17 protein-coding genes are annotated in these 19812 nt (G+C 66.2%); 9 read left to right on the top strand and 8 right to left on the bottom strand.

All coding sequences use genetic code 11. The features are described 5' to 3' along the window. Window positions 1-33: 33 nt before the first annotated feature. From RPR59_RS12675 to RPR59_RS12660, 4 genes are all read left to right on the top strand, one after another. Entirely contained in the window at window positions 34-1809 is a 1776-nt protein-coding gene (locus RPR59_RS12675; protein WP_313914605.1) for an SLC13 family permease, read from the top strand. A gap of 135 nt (window positions 1810-1944) precedes the next feature. Next, window positions 1945-3813, top strand: coding sequence for a PhoX family protein (locus RPR59_RS12670; RefSeq protein ID WP_313914603.1), 1869 nt, complete (start codon window positions 1945-1947; stop codon window positions 3811-3813). A 324-nt stretch (window positions 3814-4137) separates the two neighbouring features. Next, window positions 4138-4896, top strand: coding sequence for a meso-2,3-butanediol dehydrogenase (gene budC, locus RPR59_RS12665; protein ID WP_313914602.1), 759 nt, complete (start codon window positions 4138-4140; stop codon window positions 4894-4896). Window positions 4897-4909: 13 nt separating this feature from the next. Then, window positions 4910-5884 carry a quinone oxidoreductase family protein gene (locus tag RPR59_RS12660; protein ID WP_313914600.1) on the top strand — a complete coding sequence of 325 codons (975 nt, stop codon included), beginning with the start codon at window positions 4910-4912 and terminating at the stop codon, window positions 5882-5884. Between the two features lie 17 nt (window positions 5885-5901). Here the strand turns inward: RPR59_RS12660 and RPR59_RS12655 are convergent, their stop codons facing one another. The 4 genes from RPR59_RS12655 to rsmI all read right to left on the bottom strand — a co-directional run bounded on the left by RPR59_RS12655 (window position 5902) and on the right by rsmI (window position 8890). After that, the gene (locus tag RPR59_RS12655) at window positions 5902-6510 is read right to left on the bottom strand and encodes a DedA family protein (RefSeq protein WP_313914598.1); all 609 of its coding nucleotides are present in this window, start codon (window positions 6508-6510) and stop codon (window positions 5902-5904) included. A gap of 46 nt (window positions 6511-6556) precedes the next feature. Then, complete coding sequence (gshB, locus tag RPR59_RS12650; protein ID WP_313914596.1) at window positions 6557-7519, bottom strand: glutathione synthase; 963 nt, start codon at window positions 7517-7519, stop codon at window positions 6557-6559. Between the two features lie 126 nt (window positions 7520-7645). Beyond that, the gene (locus tag RPR59_RS12645; RefSeq protein WP_313914593.1) at window positions 7646-7999 is read right to left on the bottom strand and encodes a YraN family protein; all 354 of its coding nucleotides are present in this window, start codon (window positions 7997-7999) and stop codon (window positions 7646-7648) included. Window positions 8000-8038: 39 nt separating this feature from the next. Further along, window positions 8039-8890, bottom strand: a complete 852-nt coding sequence (gene rsmI, locus RPR59_RS12640) for a 16S rRNA (cytidine(1402)-2'-O)-methyltransferase (protein WP_313914591.1) — start codon at window positions 8888-8890, stop codon at window positions 8039-8041. Here rsmI and RPR59_RS12635 point away from each other — a divergent pair. Next, the gene (locus RPR59_RS12635) at window positions 8889-10085 is read left to right on the top strand and encodes a penicillin-binding protein activator (RefSeq protein WP_432280264.1); all 1197 of its coding nucleotides are present in this window, start codon (window positions 8889-8891) and stop codon (window positions 10083-10085) included. The two genes, rsmI and RPR59_RS12635, sit on opposite strands and share 2 nt — an antisense overlap. 27 nt (window positions 10086-10112) lie before the next feature. Here RPR59_RS12635 and hemW read toward each other — a convergent pair whose 3' ends face one another. Genes hemW through rph form a run of 3 tightly spaced genes read right to left on the bottom strand, consistent with a single transcriptional unit; the run spans window position 10113 to window position 12669 of the window. Next, window positions 10113-11261 carry a radical SAM family heme chaperone HemW gene (gene hemW / locus RPR59_RS12630; protein ID WP_313914588.1) on the bottom strand — a complete coding sequence of 383 codons (1149 nt, stop codon included), beginning with the start codon at window positions 11259-11261 and terminating at the stop codon, window positions 10113-10115. Between the two features lie 29 nt (window positions 11262-11290). Further along, window positions 11291-11956: an RdgB/HAM1 family non-canonical purine NTP pyrophosphatase gene (gene rdgB, locus RPR59_RS12625; RefSeq protein WP_313914587.1), complete on the bottom strand. Its 666-nt coding sequence runs from the start codon at window positions 11954-11956 to the stop codon at window positions 11291-11293. Then, the gene (gene rph, locus RPR59_RS12620; RefSeq protein ID WP_313914586.1) at window positions 11953-12669 is read right to left on the bottom strand and encodes a ribonuclease PH; all 717 of its coding nucleotides are present in this window, start codon (window positions 12667-12669) and stop codon (window positions 11953-11955) included. Before rph ends, rdgB begins: the two co-directional genes overlap by 4 nt. Before the next feature lie 103 nt (window positions 12670-12772). Between rph and RPR59_RS12615 the strand changes: the two genes are divergently transcribed. The 4 genes from RPR59_RS12615 to RPR59_RS12600 all read left to right on the top strand — a co-directional run bounded on the left by RPR59_RS12615 (window position 12773) and on the right by RPR59_RS12600 (window position 17865). Continuing rightward, entirely contained in the window at window positions 12773-13285 is a 513-nt protein-coding gene (locus RPR59_RS12615) for a DUF6438 domain-containing protein (protein ID WP_313914585.1), read from the top strand. A gap of 32 nt (window positions 13286-13317) precedes the next feature. Then, complete coding sequence (gene hrcA / locus RPR59_RS12610) at window positions 13318-14361, top strand: heat-inducible transcriptional repressor HrcA (protein WP_313914584.1); 1044 nt, start codon at window positions 13318-13320, stop codon at window positions 14359-14361. A gap of 25 nt (window positions 14362-14386) precedes the next feature. After that, complete coding sequence (gene grpE / locus RPR59_RS12605) at window positions 14387-14974, top strand: nucleotide exchange factor GrpE (protein WP_313914582.1); 588 nt, start codon at window positions 14387-14389, stop codon at window positions 14972-14974. A 143-nt stretch (window positions 14975-15117) separates the two neighbouring features. Beyond that, window positions 15118-17865, top strand: a complete 2748-nt coding sequence (locus tag RPR59_RS12600; RefSeq protein ID WP_313914580.1) for a [protein-PII] uridylyltransferase — start codon at window positions 15118-15120, stop codon at window positions 17863-17865. A gap of 13 nt (window positions 17866-17878) precedes the next feature. On the opposite strand, the gene RPR59_RS12595 is transcribed toward RPR59_RS12600, so the two are convergent. Beyond that, window positions 17879-19753, bottom strand: coding sequence for a cation:proton antiporter (locus RPR59_RS12595; RefSeq protein ID WP_313914578.1), 1875 nt, complete (start codon window positions 19751-19753; stop codon window positions 17879-17881). Between the last annotated feature and the right edge of the window lie 59 nt (window positions 19754-19812).

Genomic DNA, 19812 nt, shown 5'->3' with positions numbered 1-19812 from the left:
AGTTTGGCGCACACCGGTTTCGCGCGAGGGCGGATGACATTTTCCCAGATTTTATCGGTTCTGCTGCTCACGGCGATGATGGGCCTCTTCATCTGGGGCCGCTGGCGCTATGACATGGTGGCGGTCGCGGCGCTACTCGCGGGCCTTGCGATCGGGCTGGTCGAGCCGGAAGACGCGTTCCGGGGCTTTTCCGACGACATCGTCATCATCGTCGGGTCCGCCCTCGTGATCAGCGGCGCGGTCCAGCGGTCGGGCGTGATCGAGCGCATGATGCTGCTGCTTCAGCACCGGGTGACCCGGTTCCGCTCGCAACTGATGCTGCTCTGCGGTTCGGTCGGCTTCGCTTCCGCGCTCGTCAAGAATATCGGCGCGCTGGCGATGATGATGCCGATCGCCTTTCAGATGGCGAAGAAGTCCAATGCCTCGCCCTCGGGCTTTCTCATGCCGATGGCCTTCGCCTCGCTGCTGGGTGGGCTGATGACGCTGGTCGGCACTTCGCCCAACATCATCGTCAGCCGCGTCCGCGCGGAAATGGTGGGTGAGCCGTTCCGCATGTTCGACTATCTGCCCGTCGGTCTCGGCCTGACGGTGGTGGGTCTGATTTTCCTGCGCTTCGGCTACCGCCTGCTGCCGCGCGACCGGCGCGGGGCGCCCACCATGGGCGAGGTGCTCGACGTCAAGAAATACGTCACCGAGGTGGAGGTGCCCGAGGACAGCAAGGCGATCGACGAGACCCTCTCCGCCTTCGCCGAACGCCACGACAACGAGGTGACGGTAACGGCGGTGCTGCGCGCCGGCATCCGCAGCACGTTCTTTCCCGACACGACGATCCGCCAGGGCGACACGTTGATCCTGGGCGGCGCACCGGACAGCCTGGAACGCGTGATCGCGAGCGACGCGCTTGCCCTGGTCGGGCAGGACAGCGAAGCGGCGGAAGGCGGCGAGAAGTCCGAGGTCGGTGTGATCGAGGCGGTGATCCAGGCGGAATCGCCGCTGGTCGGGCGAACGGCGGGGCGTATGCTGCTGCGCGAACGGTTCGGCGTGAACCTGATCGCGGTGTCGCGCGAGGGCGAGCGGCTCGTGCGGCGGCTCGGCAATATCGAGCTTCGCGCCGGCGATGTGATCGTTCTGCAGGGCGCGCTCGACCGGTTGCCCGAGCGGCTCGGCGATCTCGGCTGCCTGCCGCTGGCGGAGCGGCAGTTGCGGCTGGGCAATGCGCGGCGCGGGTTGCTTCCGATCGCTATTCTCGCGGTGGCGATGGCGGCGACGGCGACCGGATATGTGCCGGTGGCGGTGGCCTTCTTCGCCGCCGCCGGGCTGGTGATGCTGACCGGCGCCCTGCCGGTGCGCGAAGCATATACGCATGTCGAATGGCCAATCCTGATCATGCTGGGCGCGCTGATCCCCGTGAGCGACACGCTGCGCACCACTGGCGCCAGCAAGGTGATCGGCACCGGGCTGTCCGATTTCGCCGCCACGCTTCCACCGTGGGGCGCGGTGGCGCTGATCCTGGCGGCGGCGATGGCGGTGACGCCATTCCTCAACAACGCCGCGACGGTGCTGGTCATGGCGCCGATCGCCGCGACATTCGCCAGCGGACTGGGCTATCGGCCCGAACCCTTTTTGATGGCGACCGCCGTGGGCGCGGGCTGCGACTTCCTCACCCCCATCGGGCATCAGTGCAATACGCTGGTAATGGGGCCGGGCGGATACCGGTTCGGCGACTATGCGCGGCTGGGCGCGCCATTGTCGCTGCTGGTGCTGGTCGTCGGCACGCCGCTGATCCTGTGGTGGTGGCCGATTGCCTGAGCCGTCGTCACGAAAGAGTCCTCGGATTGTTCGACGAGTGTCATCGAACAGCCACCAAACCGTTATCCGAGCGCCGTAGCGTCGCGAATCGCAGCCCGGGTGCTTGCCGGGCGCCACGGATCCGAGGGGGAGACAATGTCCTATCTTACCGATGACGCGCGCGCAGCCTATCGTTCGGCGAACCGGATCACGAGCATCGATGCTCCCACGCTGGAGGACATCATTGCGGAAAATCCGGACCGGCGTACCATTCTCCGCCGGGGGCTGATGCTGTCGGCATTGCCTGCGCTCGGCCCGCTGGCCGCCTGCGACGACAATGACGGCGACGTGCAGATGCCTACGCCCGAACCGTCGCCGACGCCTTCGCCCACTCCGACGCCCACCAGCTACGAGGTCACGTTCGAGGCGGTCGCCGCGAACCAGGAGGACGACGTCACCGTGCCGGCGGAGTACACGGCCGAGACGATCTTCAAGGCGGGCGATCCGGTGATCGCGGGCGCGCCGGGCTATTCGGGGAACTTCCAGTCGTCCGACAAGACCGAGCTTCAGGCCGGCGGCAACCATGACGGCATGCATTATTACGAGATCGAGGGCGTCGACCCGAATACCGGCGGGCTGCTGGCGATCAACCACGAGTTGCCGGACTTCAACATCCTGTTCGAAGGCGGTCGGCCCGATCCGCAGACGGCGACCGACGAGCAGAAGAAGATCGCGCTGTCAGCAGTCGGCGTTTCGGTGATCGAGGTGGCCAAGGCCGATGACGGAAGCTGGTCGGTCAAGACCGATTCGACCTACAACAAGCGCTATACCGGCAACACGGTATACCGGGTCGGCGGACCGGCCGGCGGGCTGGTAGGCTCGACCGTCAAGGGTACGCTCAACAACTGCTCGAGCGGTCCGACGCCCTGGGGCACATATCTGACCTGCGAAGAGACGATGGACAATTATCTCGATCCCACCCAGCCCGAGGAAGGCTATGGCTGGGTTGTCGAGATCGATCCCTATGGCGAACTCGCCGAACCGACCAAGCGCACCGCAATGGGCCGGTTCAACCACGAGAATGTCGCCTATATGACAGATGCCGACAATCGCGTGGCCTTCTATATGGGCGACGACACCACGCCGGGCTGCATCTACAAGTTCATTCCCGGCCGCGCATTCGAGTCCGACAACCGCAGCGCCAATATCGACCTGCTCGATTACGGCACGCTCTATGTCGCGCGCTTCAACGGCGACGGCTCGGGCGACTGGCTTGAACTGTCGCGCGGCAAGAACGGCCTCGTCATGGGCGCGACCGACCCCGGCAACACGTCGCAAGGCGACACGCAGCCGACCACGGTCGACTTTCCCAACCAGGCGGCCGTGCTGATCAACGCCCAGTCCGCCGCGCGTGTTGCGGGGGGCACGGTGATGGACCGGCCGGAATGGATTTCGGTCGCGCCGGACAAGACGGTGTTCGTCACGCTCACCAACAATTCGGGACGCGAGATCACCGATGCCGCCAATCCGCGGGTCGAGAACCGGCACGGTCATATCATTCGCTGGAAGGAGGAAGGCGATTCGCCGCTTGCGACCGGCTTTACCTGGGACATCCTGCTGCTCGCCGGCGACCCGTCGCTTGACACGCCCGAGGACAATCTGGAGGGCAATATCGAAGGCGACACCTTTTCCAGCCCCGACGGCATCCGCGTTGACCCCCAGGGTCGGCTCTGGGTCGAGACCGACCACTCGATCCCGGGCAATTCGGGCGTCGAAGGCGAGACGATCGAGGACGTTTTCGGTCACAACGCCATGTTCCATATCGATCGCGATACGGGCGAATCGAGGCGTTTCCTGGTCGGCCCCGAAGGCTGCGAAATCACCGGTATCGCCTATACGCCGGACCTGATGAACTTCTTCATCAATATTCAGCATCCGACCGGCAACTGGCCGGTTGATGGACAAGAACCGCGGTCGTCGACGGTCGTGGTCCGCCGTACCGACGAGAAGCCGGTCGGCGCCTGAAGCGGGCTGAGGGTTGCGGGCGAGAGGCGGGCTCCTGCGCAGTCGGGGACCCGGCTTTCCGCTTTCGGCCGCAGCGGCTGGCAGCCTCACCGTGCAGCCAGTCAAGCCGAATCGCGCGCGATCGTCAGGTGGCGGTGACATGGGAAAATAGCGTCGGTCTGACGTGGAAGCCGCGTTCCACCTCGTCGGGCCGACCGGGACCGCCCACCTCCGGCGCGGCGCCTTACCTTTGCGGATCAGGCCCGCTTGTCGTGCGGGTTGCAACCCGAAACCCGCCCGCTCGTTGGCGACAAGGACCTTTCCGGTAATCGATGGAGTGAGCATATGGCGCGGTTCGACGGCAAGACGGTGATCGTGACGGGGGCGGGTTCAGGCATGGGTGCAGCGGCCGCCCGGCGCTTTTCCGCCGAGGGCGCGAATGTCGTCCTTGTCGACATCGAAAAGGACGGGCTCGACCGCGGGGCAAAGGATTTGCCCGGCGAGCGCACCCTCATCAAGCAGACCGATACCGGCAAGAGGCAACAGGCCGAAGAGGCGGTGCAGGCAGCGGTCGACCGCTTCGGCGGCGTCGACGTGCTGATCAACAATGCCGGGACGCTCGCCCAGGGCGACGTGACCGAGACGGCCGAGGAGGACTGGCAGCGCGTCCTCGACGTCAACGTCACAGGCTATTTCCACATGGCGAAGGCCGCGATGCCGCACCTGAAACAGGCGAAGGGTTCGATCGTCATGACCTCGTCCGTCTCCGGCCTCGGCGGCGACTGGGGCATGGTCGCCTATAACGCATCGAAGGGCGCGGTATCGAACATGGTGCGCGCCATGGCGCTCGACCACGGCAGGGACGGGGTGCGGGTGAACGCGGTCTGCCCGACCTTCACCGATACCGGCATGACCCAGGACATGAAGACAGACGAAACGATCGCGGCATTCCTGCAGCGAATCCCGATGCAGCGCATCGGCCAGCCGGAGGACATCGCGGCGGTCATGGCGTTCCTGGCGAGCGACGATGCCGGGTTTGTCACCGGCGTGAACCTGCCGGTCGACGGCGGGCTCAGCGCGTCCAACGGCCAGCCGGCACAGTAAGGGAGGGGCGGGCATGGCGCATGTCGCACGCATCACCAGGACCGGCGGGCCGGAGGTCATCGAATGGGTGGAAACAGACCTTCCGAAACCCGGTGAGGGAGAGGTCCGGATACGCGCCACCGCCGTCGGGCTGAACTATATCGATACCTATCACCGTACCGGCCTCTATTCGATCGAGTTGCCCGCCATATTGGGGTCCGAAGGGGCCGGCGTGGTCGAAGCCGTGGGCGAGGGGGTCACCGGATTTGCGGAAGGCGACCGGGTCGGCACCTTCGGCCCGTCACGCGGCGCCTATGCGACCGAACGCAACGTGAAGGCGGCGGAGCTGGTGAAGCTGCCCGACGGCATTGCCGATCGCGATGCGGCCGCGCTGCTGCTGAAGGGGTGTACGGCCGAATTCCTGATCGAGCGCTGCGCCCGGGTCGAGCAGGGGCAGACGGTGCTGGTCTATGCCGCGGCGGGCGGCGTCGGGCACATCCTCGTCGGCTGGCTCAAGGCGATCGGCGCGACGGTGATCGGCGTCGTCGGTAGCAAGGGCAAGGCGGAGACCGCAAAGGCCATCGGCGCCGATCATGTGATCCGCCACGATCAGGAGGACATCGCCGCCCGCGTGCGCGAGATCACGAACGGCGCCGGCGTGCCGGTGGTGCTCGACGGCGTGGGCAAGGCAACGTGGCAGGCGTCGCTCGACAGTGCCGCCCGGCGCGGTCTGATCGTCAGCTACGGCAATGCGGGCGGGCAGGTCGATGGTGTCAATCTGGGCGTGATCGCGCAAAAGGGATCGCTGTTCGTGACGCGGCCGATCTTGTTCGATTACGTACCGGGCCCTGCCGACAAGCAGGCGGCGGTCGATCGGTTGTTCGCGATGGTCGAAAAGGGTGCGGTTTCCGCGCGCATCGGCCAGACGTTCGCGCTCGCCGATGCCGCCGAGGCGCACCGCGCGATCGAGGCGAGCGATACGGAAGGTGCGACGGTGTTGTTGCCCTGAATCGCCGCCACCGGCCTTCAGGTCCGCGAACCAGTCGGACGCCAGGTCATCACGCGGTAGAGATACCAGAGCACCACCAAAACCACCATCGCGATCGAGGCGGGGCCGATGAATCGGTCGATCGCGGTGAAATTGCGCCCCAGATAGAGGCCCGCGCCGGCCAGAAACGTGTTCCAGATCGCGCTGCCCGCCGTCGTCCACGCGAGAAAGCGCCACAGCGGCATCCGGGAAAGCCCGGCAGGTAACGAGATCATGGTGCGGAAAGTCGGCAGGAAACGGCAGACGAACACCATCCATCCGCCATGCTTGCGGAAGAAGCGGTGGACCTTTTCGACCTCTTCCCATTCGACGGTCAACCATCGGCCCCAGCGATCGACAAACGGCCGCAGCCGTTCGTAACCGATGCGCCTTCCGACCCAATACCAGAAACAATTGCCGATCACGGTGCCGGATGTGCCCGCGACAACCAGCAGCGGCAGGTTCATGTGGCCGCGTGCGACGGCGATGCCGCCCAGGCCCATGATCAGTTCCGACGGCACCGGCGGCACGACATTTTCGAGTGCCATTAGGAACGCGATGCCCCAATAGCCGCCGGCCGCGATCATATTGATGACGAAATCGCCCATGCGGCGGCCAACGCGCGTCGGTACGCGGAAGTTCAGACCGGCGCGCTCAGGCTTCGCCGCGCTCCGCCAGCCGGCGTTCGATCGCTTCCCAGATCATCGTCGCGGTGTCGGTGCCGTTGAACTTGTCGATGGCGACGATGCCCGTGGGCGACGTGACGTTGATCTCCGTCAGCCACTTGCCGCCGATCACGTCGATACCGACGAACAGGAGGCCGCGCTTGCGCAATTCGGGGGCGAGCGCATCACAGATTTCCCGTTCGCGCGTCGTCAGCTCCGTCTGCACCGCCGACCCGCCGGTGGCGAGGTTGGAGCGGATTTCGCCTTCGCCCGGAAGCCGGTTGATCGCGCCTGCGATCTGGCCGTCGACCAGCACGATGCGCTTGTCGCCCTCGGCGATCTCGGGAAGGAAAGCCTGCACCATGTGCGGTTCGCGATAGGCGGTGTTGAACACCTCGATCAGCGAAGACAGGTTCTGGCCCCCTTCGTCGATCTTGAAGATCGCCTTGCCACCATTGCCGTGGAGCGGCTTCACCACGATTGATCCGTGCTGCGCCAGGAACTTGCGTGCCTCGGAAACCGACCGGGTGATCAGCGTCGGCGGCATGAAGCGTGCGAAGTCGAGCACGAACACCTTTTCGGGCGCGTTCCGGACGCTGGCGGGATCGTTCACGACCAGCGTCCTGTCGGCGATGCGCTCCAGCAGGTGCGTGGCCGTGATGTAGCTGAGATCGAAGGGCGGGTCCTGCCGCATCAGCACGACGTCTACATCGGTGCCGAGGTCGATATCGACGGGTTCGCCCGCATCATAATGGTCGCCCGCCACGCGCCGCACCGTCACCGGCCGCGCCTTCGTCCACAACCGCCCGTCGGCATAGCTCAGGTCGCGCACGTCATAGTGGTAGATTTTGTGCCCGCGCGCCTGCGCCGACAGCATCAGCGCAAAGCTCGAATCACCGGCGATGTTGACGGTCTCGATCGGGTCCATCTGGACGGCGATGGTCAGCGGCATGGTTCTCGTGTCTCCGTTCGCCCTGAGCTCGTCGAAGGGTTGTCCTTCTTCCGTCAGGTACAAGGGAAGTGCAGGGCTTCGACAGGCGCAGCCCGGACGGTGATCTAGTATTCCGTCGCCGCCAAGTCATCCGATCCAGGCATTTTCGATATGCTGCGGACGGCTCCCCGGTGCGAGGAGGACAACATCGATGCGGATATCCTCGCCATTCGCCGCATAGCGAGGCCCAAGGATTTCGGCCGCGGCAGCGACGCGGGCGAGGCGGCGTTCGTCGATCGCGAAGTCGCGTTCGGCCACGGTCGCGCGCGCCTTCACCTCGACGAAGGCGATCAGCTTGCCGCGTTTCGCCACAAGGTCGATCTCGCCGGCAGGCGTGCGGACGCGGCGGTCGAGGATGCGCCAGCCCTTGGCGCGCAGATACCAGGCCGCGATGGTCTCGCCTGCACGCCCGCGCTGTTCCGCCGCGCGCCGGTCACGCATAGCGTCGCCCCTGCGCAGGAGCGACGGTGGCGCTGGCGTTCACCGCTCGTCCTTCATCGCGATGGCGCGGGCGTAGAGCTGCTTCCTGTCCAGCCCGAGCGCCTTCGCCACTTCGCCCGCCGCCTTGGCCGGGGGCAGGCGCGTCAGGGCTTCGCGCAGCGCGGCGTCGGCATCGGCTTCGGTCGCCGGCGGCGCTTCGCCGGGTGGGCCGACGATGACCACGATCTCTCCCTTGGGTGGCGCATTCTCGTAGCGTTCGACGAGCGAGGACAGCGTGCCGGTCACGCATTCCTCGAACTTCTTGCTGATCTCGCGCGCGACGCCGGCTTCGCGGTCGCCGAGGCCATCGGCCAGCGCGCGCAGGCAGGCGGCGAGGCGCGGTCCCGATTCGTAGAGGATCAGCGTCGCGCGGATATTCGCGACCTCCTGAATTGCGGTGGCGCGCGCCTGCGCCTTGGCGGGCAGAAAGCCGAGGAAGAAGAACCGGTCGGTGGGCAGGCCGGCCAGCGTAAGGGCGGCGATTGCGGCGCAAGGGCCGGGGACGGTCACAACCAGGTGACCGGCGGCGCGGGCATCGCGCACCAGCTTGTAGCCGGGATCGGAAATCAGCGGCGTGCCCGCATCGGAAACCAGCGCGACGGCCTTTTCGCCCATCTGCGCCACCAGGCCGGGGCGCACGGCATCGGCATTATGGTCGTGATACGGTGCCATCGGCCGCTTCACGCCGATATGGTGGAGCAGCTTGGCGGTGACGCGGCTGTCCTCGACCGCAATCAGATCGGCGGCCTGCAGCACCGCCGCGGCGCGCGGCGACAGATCACCGAGATTGCCGATTGGTGTGGCGACGATATACAGGCCGGGATCGAGTTCAGCGTTCACGGGGAGTGTCATGGCAGAGGCTGTAGCGAAACCGCAACGGGGCATGAGCCTCTTCCGCATGGCTGCGATGGTCGGAGCGCTGGCACTCAGCGCCTGTTCCACGCTGATTCCGCGCGGCGCGCCGCCGGTGCAGCCACCGCCGGAACAGCCCCCGGTTTCCGAACCGGCGCCGGTCGAACCCGGCATTCCCCAGGATACGGAGCGGCACCGGGTCGCGTTGCTGGTGCCGATGAGCGGCAGCAATGCCGGGGTGGGGCAGTCGCTGGCCAATGCGACGCAGCTCGCACTGCTCGACACCAAGAGCGAAAAGGTCCGCATCACCACCTACGATACGGCGCAGGGCGCGGCGGCTGCGGCGCGTAAGGCCATTGCGGACGGCAATCGGCTGATCCTCGGTCCGCTGCTCGCCGAAAATGTGCGCCAGGTAACGCCGATTGCCCGCGCGGCGAACGTGCCGGTGCTGAGCTATTCAAACAATATCGCGGTGGCGGGCGAGGGGGCCTTCATCCTGGGCTATACGCCCAACCAGTCGATCGACCGCGTGGTCGCCTACGCCAAATCGAGGGGCATGACGCAGTTCGCAGCGCTGGTGCCCCGCGGCCTCTATGGCGAGCGCGCCTCCGACGCCCTGCTCAAGGCGGTGCGCAAGGCTGATGGCCAGGTGGTTTCCATCCAGCCCTATGACCGGTCCCGTGCGTCAATGAAGGCGGCGGTGGACGAAATCCCCGATTCGTCGCCCTATCAGGCGATCCTCATCGCCGACAGCGCCGGCAATGCCGCCCTGGCGGTGCCGATGGTGCGGGCCGATCGCGGTGCGGACGTGAAGATCCTCGGCACCGAATTGTGGAATACCGATTCGGCGGTGGGCGACAATGCGGCGTTGAACGGCGCGTGGTTCGCGAGCGTGCCGGATGGGCTCTACCGCCAATATGCGACGAAATATCGTCAGCGTTTTGGCAAGGCGCCGTACCGTCTGTCGACGCTGGGATATGATTCGGTCCTGCTCGCCGTTCGCGTCGCGCGGGACTGGCCGGTCGGCGAGCCGTTTCCGACCACCGAACTGATGGACGAGGGCGGCTTTGTCGGATTGGACGGTGCATTCCGCTTCAATCGCAATGGCGTCGCCCAGCGCGCGCTGGAGGTTCAGGAAATTCGAGACGGCAATATGGTGACGATCTCTCCGGCGCCCGAGCGGTTCGGCGAATAGCCGCTGGGCTCCGCCTGCTTCGGCGGATCAGTCGCGCACGATTGTCGGCAGGATCGCGTCGAGCACCGGCATCCCTGTGTCGGTAACGCGCAGCCGGTCGCCGGTGCGGGCCATCAGGCCTTGATCGGCAAGGATCGCCACCTTGCCCAGATCGATGAAGTTCTGCGCCGGCGCTCCGCCCAGACCGGCGACGTGGCTCAGGTCGATGCCGGCGTCGAGGCGCAGGCCCATCAGGATCGCCTCCACGGCGCGCGTGCGCGGCTCCAGCGCCTCTTCGGACCGGATGCCGTGGCCGTTGCGGGCGATCGCCGACAGCCAGTTTTCCGGCTTCTTGTGGCGAAAGCTCGCATGGCTGCGGCGCCGGCCGTGCGCGCCGGGACCGATGCCGGCATAGTCGCGGTACTGCCAGTAAGCGAGATTGTGGCGGCTTTCCGCGCCCGGCCGGGCATGGTTGGAAATTTCATAGGCCGGCAGCCCCGCGGCCGCGGTGATCGCGCGGGTGTCGGTGAACAACTCGGCCGCGTCGTCGCCTTCGGGAAGACGCAACTCGCCCTTGGCCGCGAGGGTGGCGAACCGCGTCCCCGGTTCGATGACGAGTTGATAAAGCGAGAGATGCTCGGTGCCGAAGGCCAGCGCACGGGTGAGTTCGTCGCGCCAGGCGGAGGGCGTCTGGCCGGGCCGGGCATAGATAAGGTCGAAGCTGACGCGGTCGAATGCCGCGCGCGCGGTGTCGAGCGCGGCCAGCCCCTCGCGCACGTCGTGGGCACGGCCGAGGAAGCGCAACGCCTGGTCTTCCAGCGCCTGCAGCCCGAGCGACACCCGGTTGACGCCGGCGCGCGCAATGTCGTCGAAGCGCGCCGCCTCCACCGAGGACGGGTTGGCTTCCAGCGTGATCTCGATCCCCGGTTCGAACGGCCAGTGCCGGTTCGCCGCCGCGATCAGTGCTTCCACCGTTTCCGGCGGCATCAGCGAGGGCGTGCCCCCGCCGAAGAAGATGGAGCCCAGGCGGCGGCCGGGCAACAGCGCCGCTTCATGCGCCATGTCCGCCAGCAGCGCTTCCCGCCATGCCTGCTGATCCACCGATTCGCGGACATGGCTGTTGAAGTCGCAATAGGGGCATTTCGACACGCAGAACGGCCAGTGGACGTACAGCGCCAGTGATGGTTCGTTCGACATCGGCAGCGGTTTCGGCGGTCAGTGGTGGCTCAGAATACAGCCTTTACGAGCTGCGCGAAGGCATCCGCGCGGTGGCTCATGCCGTGCTTTCTGGCCGGATCCATCTCGCCGAACGTCTCGTTTTCGCCGAGCGGCTGAAACACCGGGTCGTAGCCGAAGCCCTTCTTCCCGCGCGGCGGCCAGACGAGCGTGCCCTCGACCTTGCCTTCGAACCATTCGACATGGCCGTCGGGCCAGGCCAGCGCCAGCGTGCAGACGAAATGCGCCGAGCGGCTGACATCGGGGCCCTGTTCGGCGAGCTTTCCCTCGACCTTGCCCATGGCGAGATACCAGTCGCGCCCCGGCGGCCCTTCCAGCGGCTGCCGCTCGGCCCAGTCGGCGGTATAGACGCCGGGTGCATTGCCCAGCGCCTCCACGCAAAGGCCGCTATCGTCGGAAAGCGCGGGAAGCCCGGAAAGGTCCGCCGCCTGAATCGCCTTCAACTCGGCATTGGCATAGAAGGTGGTGCCGTTTTCCACCGGCACCGGCAGGTCGAGTTCGGCCGCCGATACCGCCTCGACGCCGTACGGTTTCAGCAGTTCGCGAATCTCGCGCACCTTGCCCTCGTTATGGCTGGCGATGACCAGCTTGCCGGGTTCGAGCTTGCGGATCGCCTGCGGCGCGTCGCCGCCGATGCCTTCGTCCTCGCCGCTCATTTGCCCGTCGCCTTCAACTGCGCGGCGAAGATGTCGTTGCAGCCGATGCGCGCGAGCCGCAGCAAACGCAGCAGGCCTTCCTCGTCATAGCAGGCGCCCTCTGCGGTGGCCTGCGCCTCGGCGATCTTGCCGTCCGACAGCAGCACGAAATTGGCATCGGCATCGGCGGCCGAATCCTCGTCATAATCGAGGTCGAGAACGGGATTGCCCTGATAGATGCCGCAACTGACCGCGGCGACCTGCTGCGTGATCGGATCGGCCGCGATCGCGGCCGAGGCCAGCAACTTGTCGACCGCCATGCGCAGCGCCACCCAGGCACCCGAAATGGAGGCCGTGCGCGTGCCGCCATCGGCCTGGATCACGTCGCAGTCGAGCGTGATCTGGCGCTCGCCGAGCAGCTTGAGATCGGTGACTGCGCGCAGAGACCGTCCGATCAGCCGCTGGATTTCCTGCGTCCGGCCCGACTGCTTGCCACGCGCCGCCTCCCGGTTGCCGCGAGTATGCGTGGCGCGTGGCAGCATGCCGTATTCGGCCGTCACCCAGCCTTCGCCCTTGCCGCGCAGCCAGGGCGGCAGGCGCTCTTCGACGGATGCGGTGACGAGAACGCGCGTGTCGCCGAAGCCGATCAGCACCGATCCCTCGGCATGACGGGTGAAGTTCGGCTCGATGGTGATGTCGCGCATCTGATCGGGGGCGCGGCCGGATGGGCGCATAATCGGTTCTCCTTCGTTACAGGAACGGCACCTAGACGGCACGAAGCCAACGCGCCAGTGCCGCCTGGTGTTCGCAAAGACACGGATGGAAGCGGAGTATATCATGCGCACTATCATCGCCTCCCTCGCCGCCGCGACCGCGCTGGCCGGCTGTGCCGCCGACGAGGGGCCCGGCCGGATGCCGGCAACGCAGGACCCTGCGGTGCAGGACGGCCCGACGATCACCTATTCGACCGCTCCGTGTTTCGGGGTTTGCCCGGTCTATACGGTCACGGTGCATGCGGACGGCCACGGGACGTTCGTCGGCAGGCAACACGTCGCCGCCGAGGGCGAGCGGGAATTCGTCGCGACTCAGCACGATCTGCAGCTATTCCAGGAAGTGCTCGCTCCCTATCGCCCGGCGTCGGGCGAGAAGATCATCGCGCCGGGGCAGAATTGCGAGCATCAGGCCACGGACATGGCGAGCGTGGACGTCCGCTGGACGGCACCGGACGGCACCACCCAGCACCTCGACTATTATTATGGCTGCGACATGGAAAAGAATCGCGAAATGGCGAAGGCGCTGCGAAACGCGCCGCAATATCTTCCCATCGGCGCAATGATCGAAGGCCGTTGAGTGGCGGCACGCGCGCTCCTAGATTCCCCGACATGACAACACCGCCCATCGCCGAACTCAGCGACCGCGCGCGCGACGTGTTCCGGACCGCCGTCGAGTCGTATCTCGATTCGGGATTGCCGGTCGGCTCGCGCACGCTGTCGAAGATTTCCGGGCTCAACCTGTCGCCCGCCTCCATCCGCAACGTCATGCAGGATCTGGAAGAGATGGGCCTGCTCGCCGCGCCGCATACCAGCGCGGGGCGGATGCCGACCGATCATGGCCTGCGCCTGTTCGTCGACGGCATGATGCAGGCGATGGAACCGAGCGTGGAGGAGCGCGCGACGATCGAGTCGCGCGCGGGCGAGGCGGGATCGGTGGAGGAGGCGCTGTCCAACACCACCGCCGCTCTGTCCGGCCTGTCGGCATGCGCCGGCATGGTCATGGTGCCCAAGCGCGAACCGGTATTGCGCCAGTTCAGCTTCGTGCCGCTTTCCGACGGCAAGGCGCTGGCCGTGCTGGTGGGCGACGACGGTTCGATCGAGAACCGCGTGGTCGACATATTGCCCGGAATGACGCCTTCGGCGCTGGCGGAGGCCGGCAACTACATGACCGCCATGCTTGCCGGCGGCACGCTGGCCGAGGCGCGCAACCGCCTGGCGCAGCAGATCAGCGACGAACGCGCCGAACTGGACGCGACCGCCCGCGCGCTGGTCGAGCGCGGCATCGCGGTGTGGACCGAGGACGGCGACAACCGTCCGGTGCTGATCGTGCGCGGCCAGGCGCGGTTGCTCGACGAGGCGGCGGCCGAAGACCTCGACCGCGTGCGGCAACTGCTCGACGAGCTGGAGGGGAAGCAGGAGATTGCCCGCCTGCTCGAGCGTGCTCGCGACGGTGATGCCGCGCGTATCTTCATCGGCGCGGAGAACGAATTGTTCGCGCTTTCCGGCTCTTCGGTGATCGCCAAGCCCGTGCGCGCGATGGACGGCCGGGTGGTGGGCGTGGTCGGCGTGATCGGGCCCACCCGGTTGAACTATGCGCGCGTCGTACCCATGGTGGATTTCACTGCTGCGACCGTGGCCAGGCTGCTGGCCTGAGCCCTTCAGATTTGAACAGGAAAACATGAACGAGAACGAAAAGATCGATTCCGCCGAAGGCGAAACCGAAGACCTTCGCGAGGAAACGGCCGAGGCCGCGCCCGAGGTTGCCGAACATGACGACGCGGCCGAACGCATCGCCCAGTTGGAGGCCGAGCTGGCCGAGGCACAGGCGTCCGTCAAATATGCACAGGCGGAGGTGCAGAATGTCCGCCGCCGCGCGGAAAAGGAGGCGCAGGACGCGCGCACCTATGCCGCGACCGGCTTTGCCCGCGATATCCTGTCGGTCGCCGACAATCTGTCGCGTGCGCTCGCCGCGATCCCGGATGAGCTGCGCCGGGACGACAGGAACAAGGGGCTGATCGTAGGTCTGGAGGCCACCGGCCGCGAGCTGGAAACCGTCTTTTCGCGCCACGGTATCAAGCGCATTACGGCGATGGGCGAACCGCTCGATCCCAATCGTCACCAGGCGATGATGGAAATGCCGAGCGAGGATGCGGAACCCGGCACCATCGTGCAGGAGATGCAGGTCGGCTATACGATCAACGACCGGCTCCTGCGCCCGGCGCTGGTGGGCGTGGCGAAGAAGCCGGACGATGCTTCGGAGGGTTGAACCCCGCGGCATCCTTCAGTCCCATCGCGCATGTGTCCCCGCGCAGGCGGGGACACATGCGCTCTCGCCTTCGCGGGAGCACATCGGATGCGCTACGCGGCAAAGGATGACGCGCGGCGTCTGAGTCCCTATCTCTTGGCACAATGTCGCAACGCATCGACAACATACCGCAACGCCGCGCGATCATTGATCGCCGCGCCCTGGCGGAAGAACTGGACGCGCTGGAAGGCGATTCCACCGCCAGGCTGCGCCAGGCCGCGACCCAGCGGCTGAAACAGGCGCTGAAGGATGGCCGTGCCGAGATCGAGCGCCGCTTCCTCGAAAAGCCGTCGAGCGGTCTGTCGACCGCTGCCGCCGGCGCTTTCCTGATCGACCAGGTTCTGCGGCTGCTGTGGGATTTCAACCATAAGCGGCTCTATCCCAACAACAATCCGACCGAGGCCGAGCGGATGACGCTGATCGCGGTCGGCGGCTATGGCCGCGGCGAGATGGCGCCGCATTCGGACGTCGATATCGGCTTTCTGACCCCGTGGAAGCAGTCGGCATGGTCCGAACAGATCATCGAATCGATGCTCTATGGCCTGTGGGACATGGGGCTGAAGGTCGGCCACTCGTCGCGCTCGCTCGACGAGATGGTGCGCATGGCGAAATCGGACGTCACCATCCGTACCGCGCTGATCGAGGCGCGCTACATCTGGGGCGACACCGCGCTGTATGACGAGGCGGCCCGCCGCTTCAAGACGGAGGTACAGCGCGATACCGTGCGTCCGTTCATCGCCGACAAGCTGGCGGAGCGCAATGCGCGGCACGAGAAGATGGGCGACAGCCGCTATGTCGTCGAACCGAATGTGAAAGAGGGAAAAGGCGGACTGCGCGACCTGCAGACGCTCTTCTGGATCGGCAAATATGCCTATGACGTGCGGCGCGCGGCCGAACTGGTCCAGGCGGGGCTGTTCACCGCGCACGAATATCGCCAGTTCAACCGGGCGGAGAATTTCCTCTGGGCGGTGCGCTGTCACCTGCACCTGATCACCGGCCGGGCCGAGGATCGGCTGACCTTCGACGTGCAGCGCGAGATCGCGGACCGGATGAACTATGCCGACCGGCCCGGCAAGTCGAAGGTCGAGCGCTTCATGCAGTTCTACTTCCTGCAGGCGAAGCGCGTGGGCGACCTGACGGGGCTGTTCCTCGCCCATCTGGACGAGAAGTTCGCTGCGCGGGGACGGCGCTTCGGCCTGCCGACGATTCGCCGGTCGCCGCGCAAGCTCAGGGGCTTCGTCCTCGATCGCGGCCGGCTGGCGCTGCCGCGCGACAATTTCTTCATCGAGGAGCCGGTCCGCCTGCTGGAGATCTTCCAGCTCGCGGACAAACACGGCCTGGAAATTCACCCGCTGGCGATGCGCGCCGCCTCGCGCGATGCGAAATGCGTCGACGACGTCCGCGACGATGCGCGGGCCAACGCGCTGTTTCTCGACGTGCTGACGAGCGAGCGGGACCCCGAGACCGTTCTGCGCTGGATGAACGAAGCCGGCGTATTCGGGCGCTTCGTGCCCGATTTCGGCCGGGTCGTCGCGCAGATGCAGTTCGACATGTATCACCATTATACGGTCGACGAGCATACGATTCGCGCGATCGGGCTGCTCAGCCGGATCGAACGGGGCAAGCTGGCCGAGGATCACCCGATCGCGACCGGCGTCTTTCCCAACATCGTCTCTCGCCGCGCATTGTATGTCGCGGTGCTGCTGCACGATATCGCCAAGGGGCGCGGCGGCGACCACAGCGTTCTGGGGGCGAAGGTCGCGCATTCCTTGTGTCCGCGCTTCGGCCTGTCGCCGGCCGAGACCGAAACCGTGGCCTGGCTGGTGCGCCATCACCTTTTGATGTCCGACACCGCGTTCAAGCGCGATCTGGCCGATTTCAAGACCATCGTCGATTTCTGCGAAACGGTGCAGAGTCCGCAGCGGCTGATGATGTTGCTGGTGCTCACCACCGTCGACATCCGTGCCGTCGGCCCCGGCGTCTGGAACGGTTGGAAACGGCAGCTTCTCACCAATCTCTACGACGCGGCGGAGGAGGTGCTGCGCCTCGGCCACAAGCACAAGGGGCGTGGGGAGCGCATTGCGGCGAAGCAGGCGGCGCTCGCCGAGATATTGGGCTGGGACGATGCCGCCATGGCCGCCTTCACCGCCAGCCTGCCGGAATCCTACTGGGTGGCCGAACCGGTCGGGGTGTTGCAGCGCAATGCCGTTTTGGTGCGCGAATCGGGCGACGTCTCGCTCGCGATCGAGGCCGAGCCCTGGTCGGATCAGGACGCCACGCTCGTGACCGTCTATGCCGACGATCATCCGGGACTGTTCTACCGCATTGCCGGCGCCATCCATGCCGCCGGGGGCAATATCATCGACGCGCGCATCCACACGACGCGCGATGGCCGGGCGCTCGATAACCTGCTGGTGCAGGACGCGAACGGCAAGCCGATCGACGAGTCGCGGCAGCTCGCGCGCCTGAAGGACAGCATCACCGACGCGCTGGCCAACCGGGTGAAGCTGGTCGAACAGCTTCGCGCAAGGCCGTTGCCGGGGCTGCGGGCGGAGGCGTTCGACATCCCGTCCGATGTCCTGATCGACAACCGCGCCTCCAATCGGGTGACGGTGGTGGAGGTGAATGCGCGCGACCGGCCGGCGCTCCTGCATCACCTGGCGCGCGCCCTGTTCCAGTCGAAGGTGACGATCCACTCCGCCCATGTCGCCACTTATGGCGAGCGCGCGGTCGATACCTTCTACGTGACCGATCTGATCGGCGACAAGATCACCAACAGCCAGCGGATCAAGGCGCTCGAGCGCCGCCTGCTGGACGCCGCGGATGCGGGCAAGGAGACGGCGGCGGCCTAGGGCCGATCGACATTCAGCCCTGATCGGCGGCCGCGGCCTTGGCGTCGGTCTTCGCCTTGGCCTGTTTCGCCTCGCTGGCCCGCGCTTCGTGCCGGGCCGTCTTGTCCGCTTCCGATTCCGGCGGAATGAAGCTGATCACCTGATCGCCATCCTCGACGAACGGCTTCTGGCTCGCGGCGAAGAATTCGAGCATTCCGTCGGGGTGCTGCACGGCGATGGGTTCGCCGCCCTCGTCCAGGTTGTTGCGGAAATCTGCGAAGGTGAACTTTTCGGTGATCCTGGTGCGGCTGAACTCCCAGCCTTCGTTGACCAGCCGTTGCAACTCGTCGCTCGTCCGCTCGCTTCCCATCAACACCCGTCCGCGCGGGGTGACGCCGCCGCGCTTGGTCTTTGCGGGGGCCGTCTGGGTCAGCTTCTCGAACCCCATTTCGGGGCCGAGGTCGGCGCAGATGAGCGAATTGTAGGCGTCGTTGTCGGACGCTGCGAGCAGTTGCTGATACTGGCCGAGATCGAGGTGATCCTGCATCACCTCGTCGAGAAGATCGCCGCGATAGACTTCCAGGTCCTGCCGCCTGGGATTGCGCAGGGCGAATGTGGAACTGTCGGCAATGGTCACCGGATAGCCCAGCGACTTCAGATAGACGCCGAGCGCGGTCGTCCAGTCGTTCGCGCCGACGAACAGGATGCCGTCGCCCTTGCCCTGGTCTATCCCCAGCCGCTTCGCGACCAGTCGGGCGGAAAAGCCGTGCGCCAGGATCGTCACGATGACGACGCCGAAGCTCAGCGGCACCAGCGCCTCGGTATCGGGAATGCCGTATTCGGACAGGCGGATCGCGAACAGGCCGGTGATGGCGACCGCGACAATACCGCGCGGCGCGATCCAGGCGATGAACAGGCGTTCGCGCCAGGGCGTGCTGGAAAAGAGCAGGCTGACGAGCACGGTGAGCGGCCGCACCACGAAGAGCAGCAGCAGGAGGAAAAGGATGAAACGCGCCTGGAATGCCGACAGCGTCTCCCAGTCGAGCGAGGCGGACAGGATGATGAACACGCCGGAGATCAGGAGAACGGTAAGGTCCTCCTTGAACCGGCGCAGCACGCGGGTGGAATGGACAGGCCGGTTGGCCATCACGACGCCCATCAGCGTAACGGTGACGAGCCCGGTCTCGTGCTTCACGATATCGGCAATGACGAAGCCGGCGATCACCACGATCAGCAACACCGGTGACTTCAGGAACTCAGGCACGTAACCGCGCGGAAACAACCAGGTGACGGCAAATCCCAGGGCCACGCCCAGAAAGCCTGCCGCGGTCGTCGCCGCGAGGACGTCCATGCCCACCGCGAGCAGCCCCGCATCCTGTCCCGAATAGGTGATGTAGCCGAAAATCCCGACGGCGAGCAGCGCGCCGATCGGATCGTTGACGATACCCTCCCAGCGCAGGGTATCGGATACGCGCGGCGGCAGGTGGAGCGTGCGCAGCATCGGGCCGATGACGGTCGGCCCCGTGACCACCAGGATGCCGCCGAACAGCAGCGAAACCTCCCAGCCCAGGCCGGCGCCGTAATGCGCCGCCCAAGCGCCCAGGAACCATCCCAGCGGCACTCCGATCAGAACGAGCCGCAGCACCGCGCTGCCGGCGTGGCGCAGATCCCGGAAGTTGAGGCTCAATCCCCCTTCGAACAGGATCACCGCGACGGCGAGCTTGATGATCGGTTCCTGCAACGGGCCGAGATCGCGTTCCGGCACGATGATGCCCAGTACCGGTCCGGCAATGATGCCGGCGAGCAGCATCAGGGCGATCGCCGGCTTGCCGGTGCGCCAGGCTACCCATTGCGCGCCGATGCCGATGATTCCGATCAGCGCCAGCTTTACGAGCAGCGAATCGATCATTGCGCGACCGTAGCTATGCCGGAGGCCGGGCGCGAGCTAGACTGTTGCGATCCTGAGGA

This window comes from Stakelama saccharophila (assembly GCF_032229225.1).
In the GTDB taxonomy this organism is placed as follows: Bacteria; Pseudomonadota; Alphaproteobacteria; order Sphingomonadales; family Sphingomonadaceae; genus Sphingomonas; species Sphingomonas saccharophila.
This window is presented reverse-complemented; position numbering and strand designations above follow the sequence as displayed.

Coding starts and splice junctions, on each gene's coding strand:
- RPR59_RS12675 (WP_313914605.1), top strand. CDS start 34: ATGACATTTTCCCAGATTTTATCGGTTCTGCTGCTCACGGCGATGATG.
- RPR59_RS12670 (WP_313914603.1), top strand. CDS start 1,945: ATGTCCTATCTTACCGATGACGCGCGCGCAGCCTATCGTTCGGCGAAC.
- budC (WP_313914602.1), top strand. CDS start 4,138: ATGGCGCGGTTCGACGGCAAGACGGTGATCGTGACGGGGGCGGGTTCA.
- RPR59_RS12660 (WP_313914600.1), top strand. CDS start 4,910: ATGGCGCATGTCGCACGCATCACCAGGACCGGCGGGCCGGAGGTCATC.
- RPR59_RS12655 (WP_313914598.1), bottom strand. CDS start 6,510: ATGGGCGATTTCGTCATCAATATGATCGCGGCCGGCGGCTATTGGGGC.
- gshB (WP_313914596.1), bottom strand. CDS start 7,519: ATGCCGCTGACCATCGCCGTCCAGATGGACCCGATCGAGACCGTCAAC.
- RPR59_RS12645 (WP_313914593.1), bottom strand. CDS start 7,999: ATGCGTGACCGGCGCGCGGCGGAACAGCGCGGGCGTGCAGGCGAGACC.
- RPR59_RS12635 (WP_432280264.1), top strand. CDS start 8,889: ATGGCAGAGGCTGTAGCGAAACCGCAACGGGGCATGAGCCTCTTCCGC.
- rsmI (WP_313914591.1), bottom strand. CDS start 8,890: ATGACACTCCCCGTGAACGCTGAACTCGATCCCGGCCTGTATATCGTC.
- hemW (WP_313914588.1), bottom strand. CDS start 11,261: ATGTCGAACGAACCATCACTGGCGCTGTACGTCCACTGGCCGTTCTGC.
- rdgB (WP_313914587.1), bottom strand. CDS start 11,956: ATGAGCGGCGAGGACGAAGGCATCGGCGGCGACGCGCCGCAGGCGATC.
- rph (WP_313914586.1), bottom strand. CDS start 12,669: ATGCGCCCATCCGGCCGCGCCCCCGATCAGATGCGCGACATCACCATC.
- RPR59_RS12615 (WP_313914585.1), top strand. CDS start 12,773: ATGCGCACTATCATCGCCTCCCTCGCCGCCGCGACCGCGCTGGCCGGC.
- hrcA (WP_313914584.1), top strand. CDS start 13,318: ATGACAACACCGCCCATCGCCGAACTCAGCGACCGCGCGCGCGACGTG.
- grpE (WP_313914582.1), top strand. CDS start 14,387: ATGAACGAGAACGAAAAGATCGATTCCGCCGAAGGCGAAACCGAAGAC.
- RPR59_RS12600 (WP_313914580.1), top strand. CDS start 15,118: ATGTCGCAACGCATCGACAACATACCGCAACGCCGCGCGATCATTGAT.
- RPR59_RS12595 (WP_313914578.1), bottom strand. CDS start 19,753: ATGATCGATTCGCTGCTCGTAAAGCTGGCGCTGATCGGAATCATCGGC.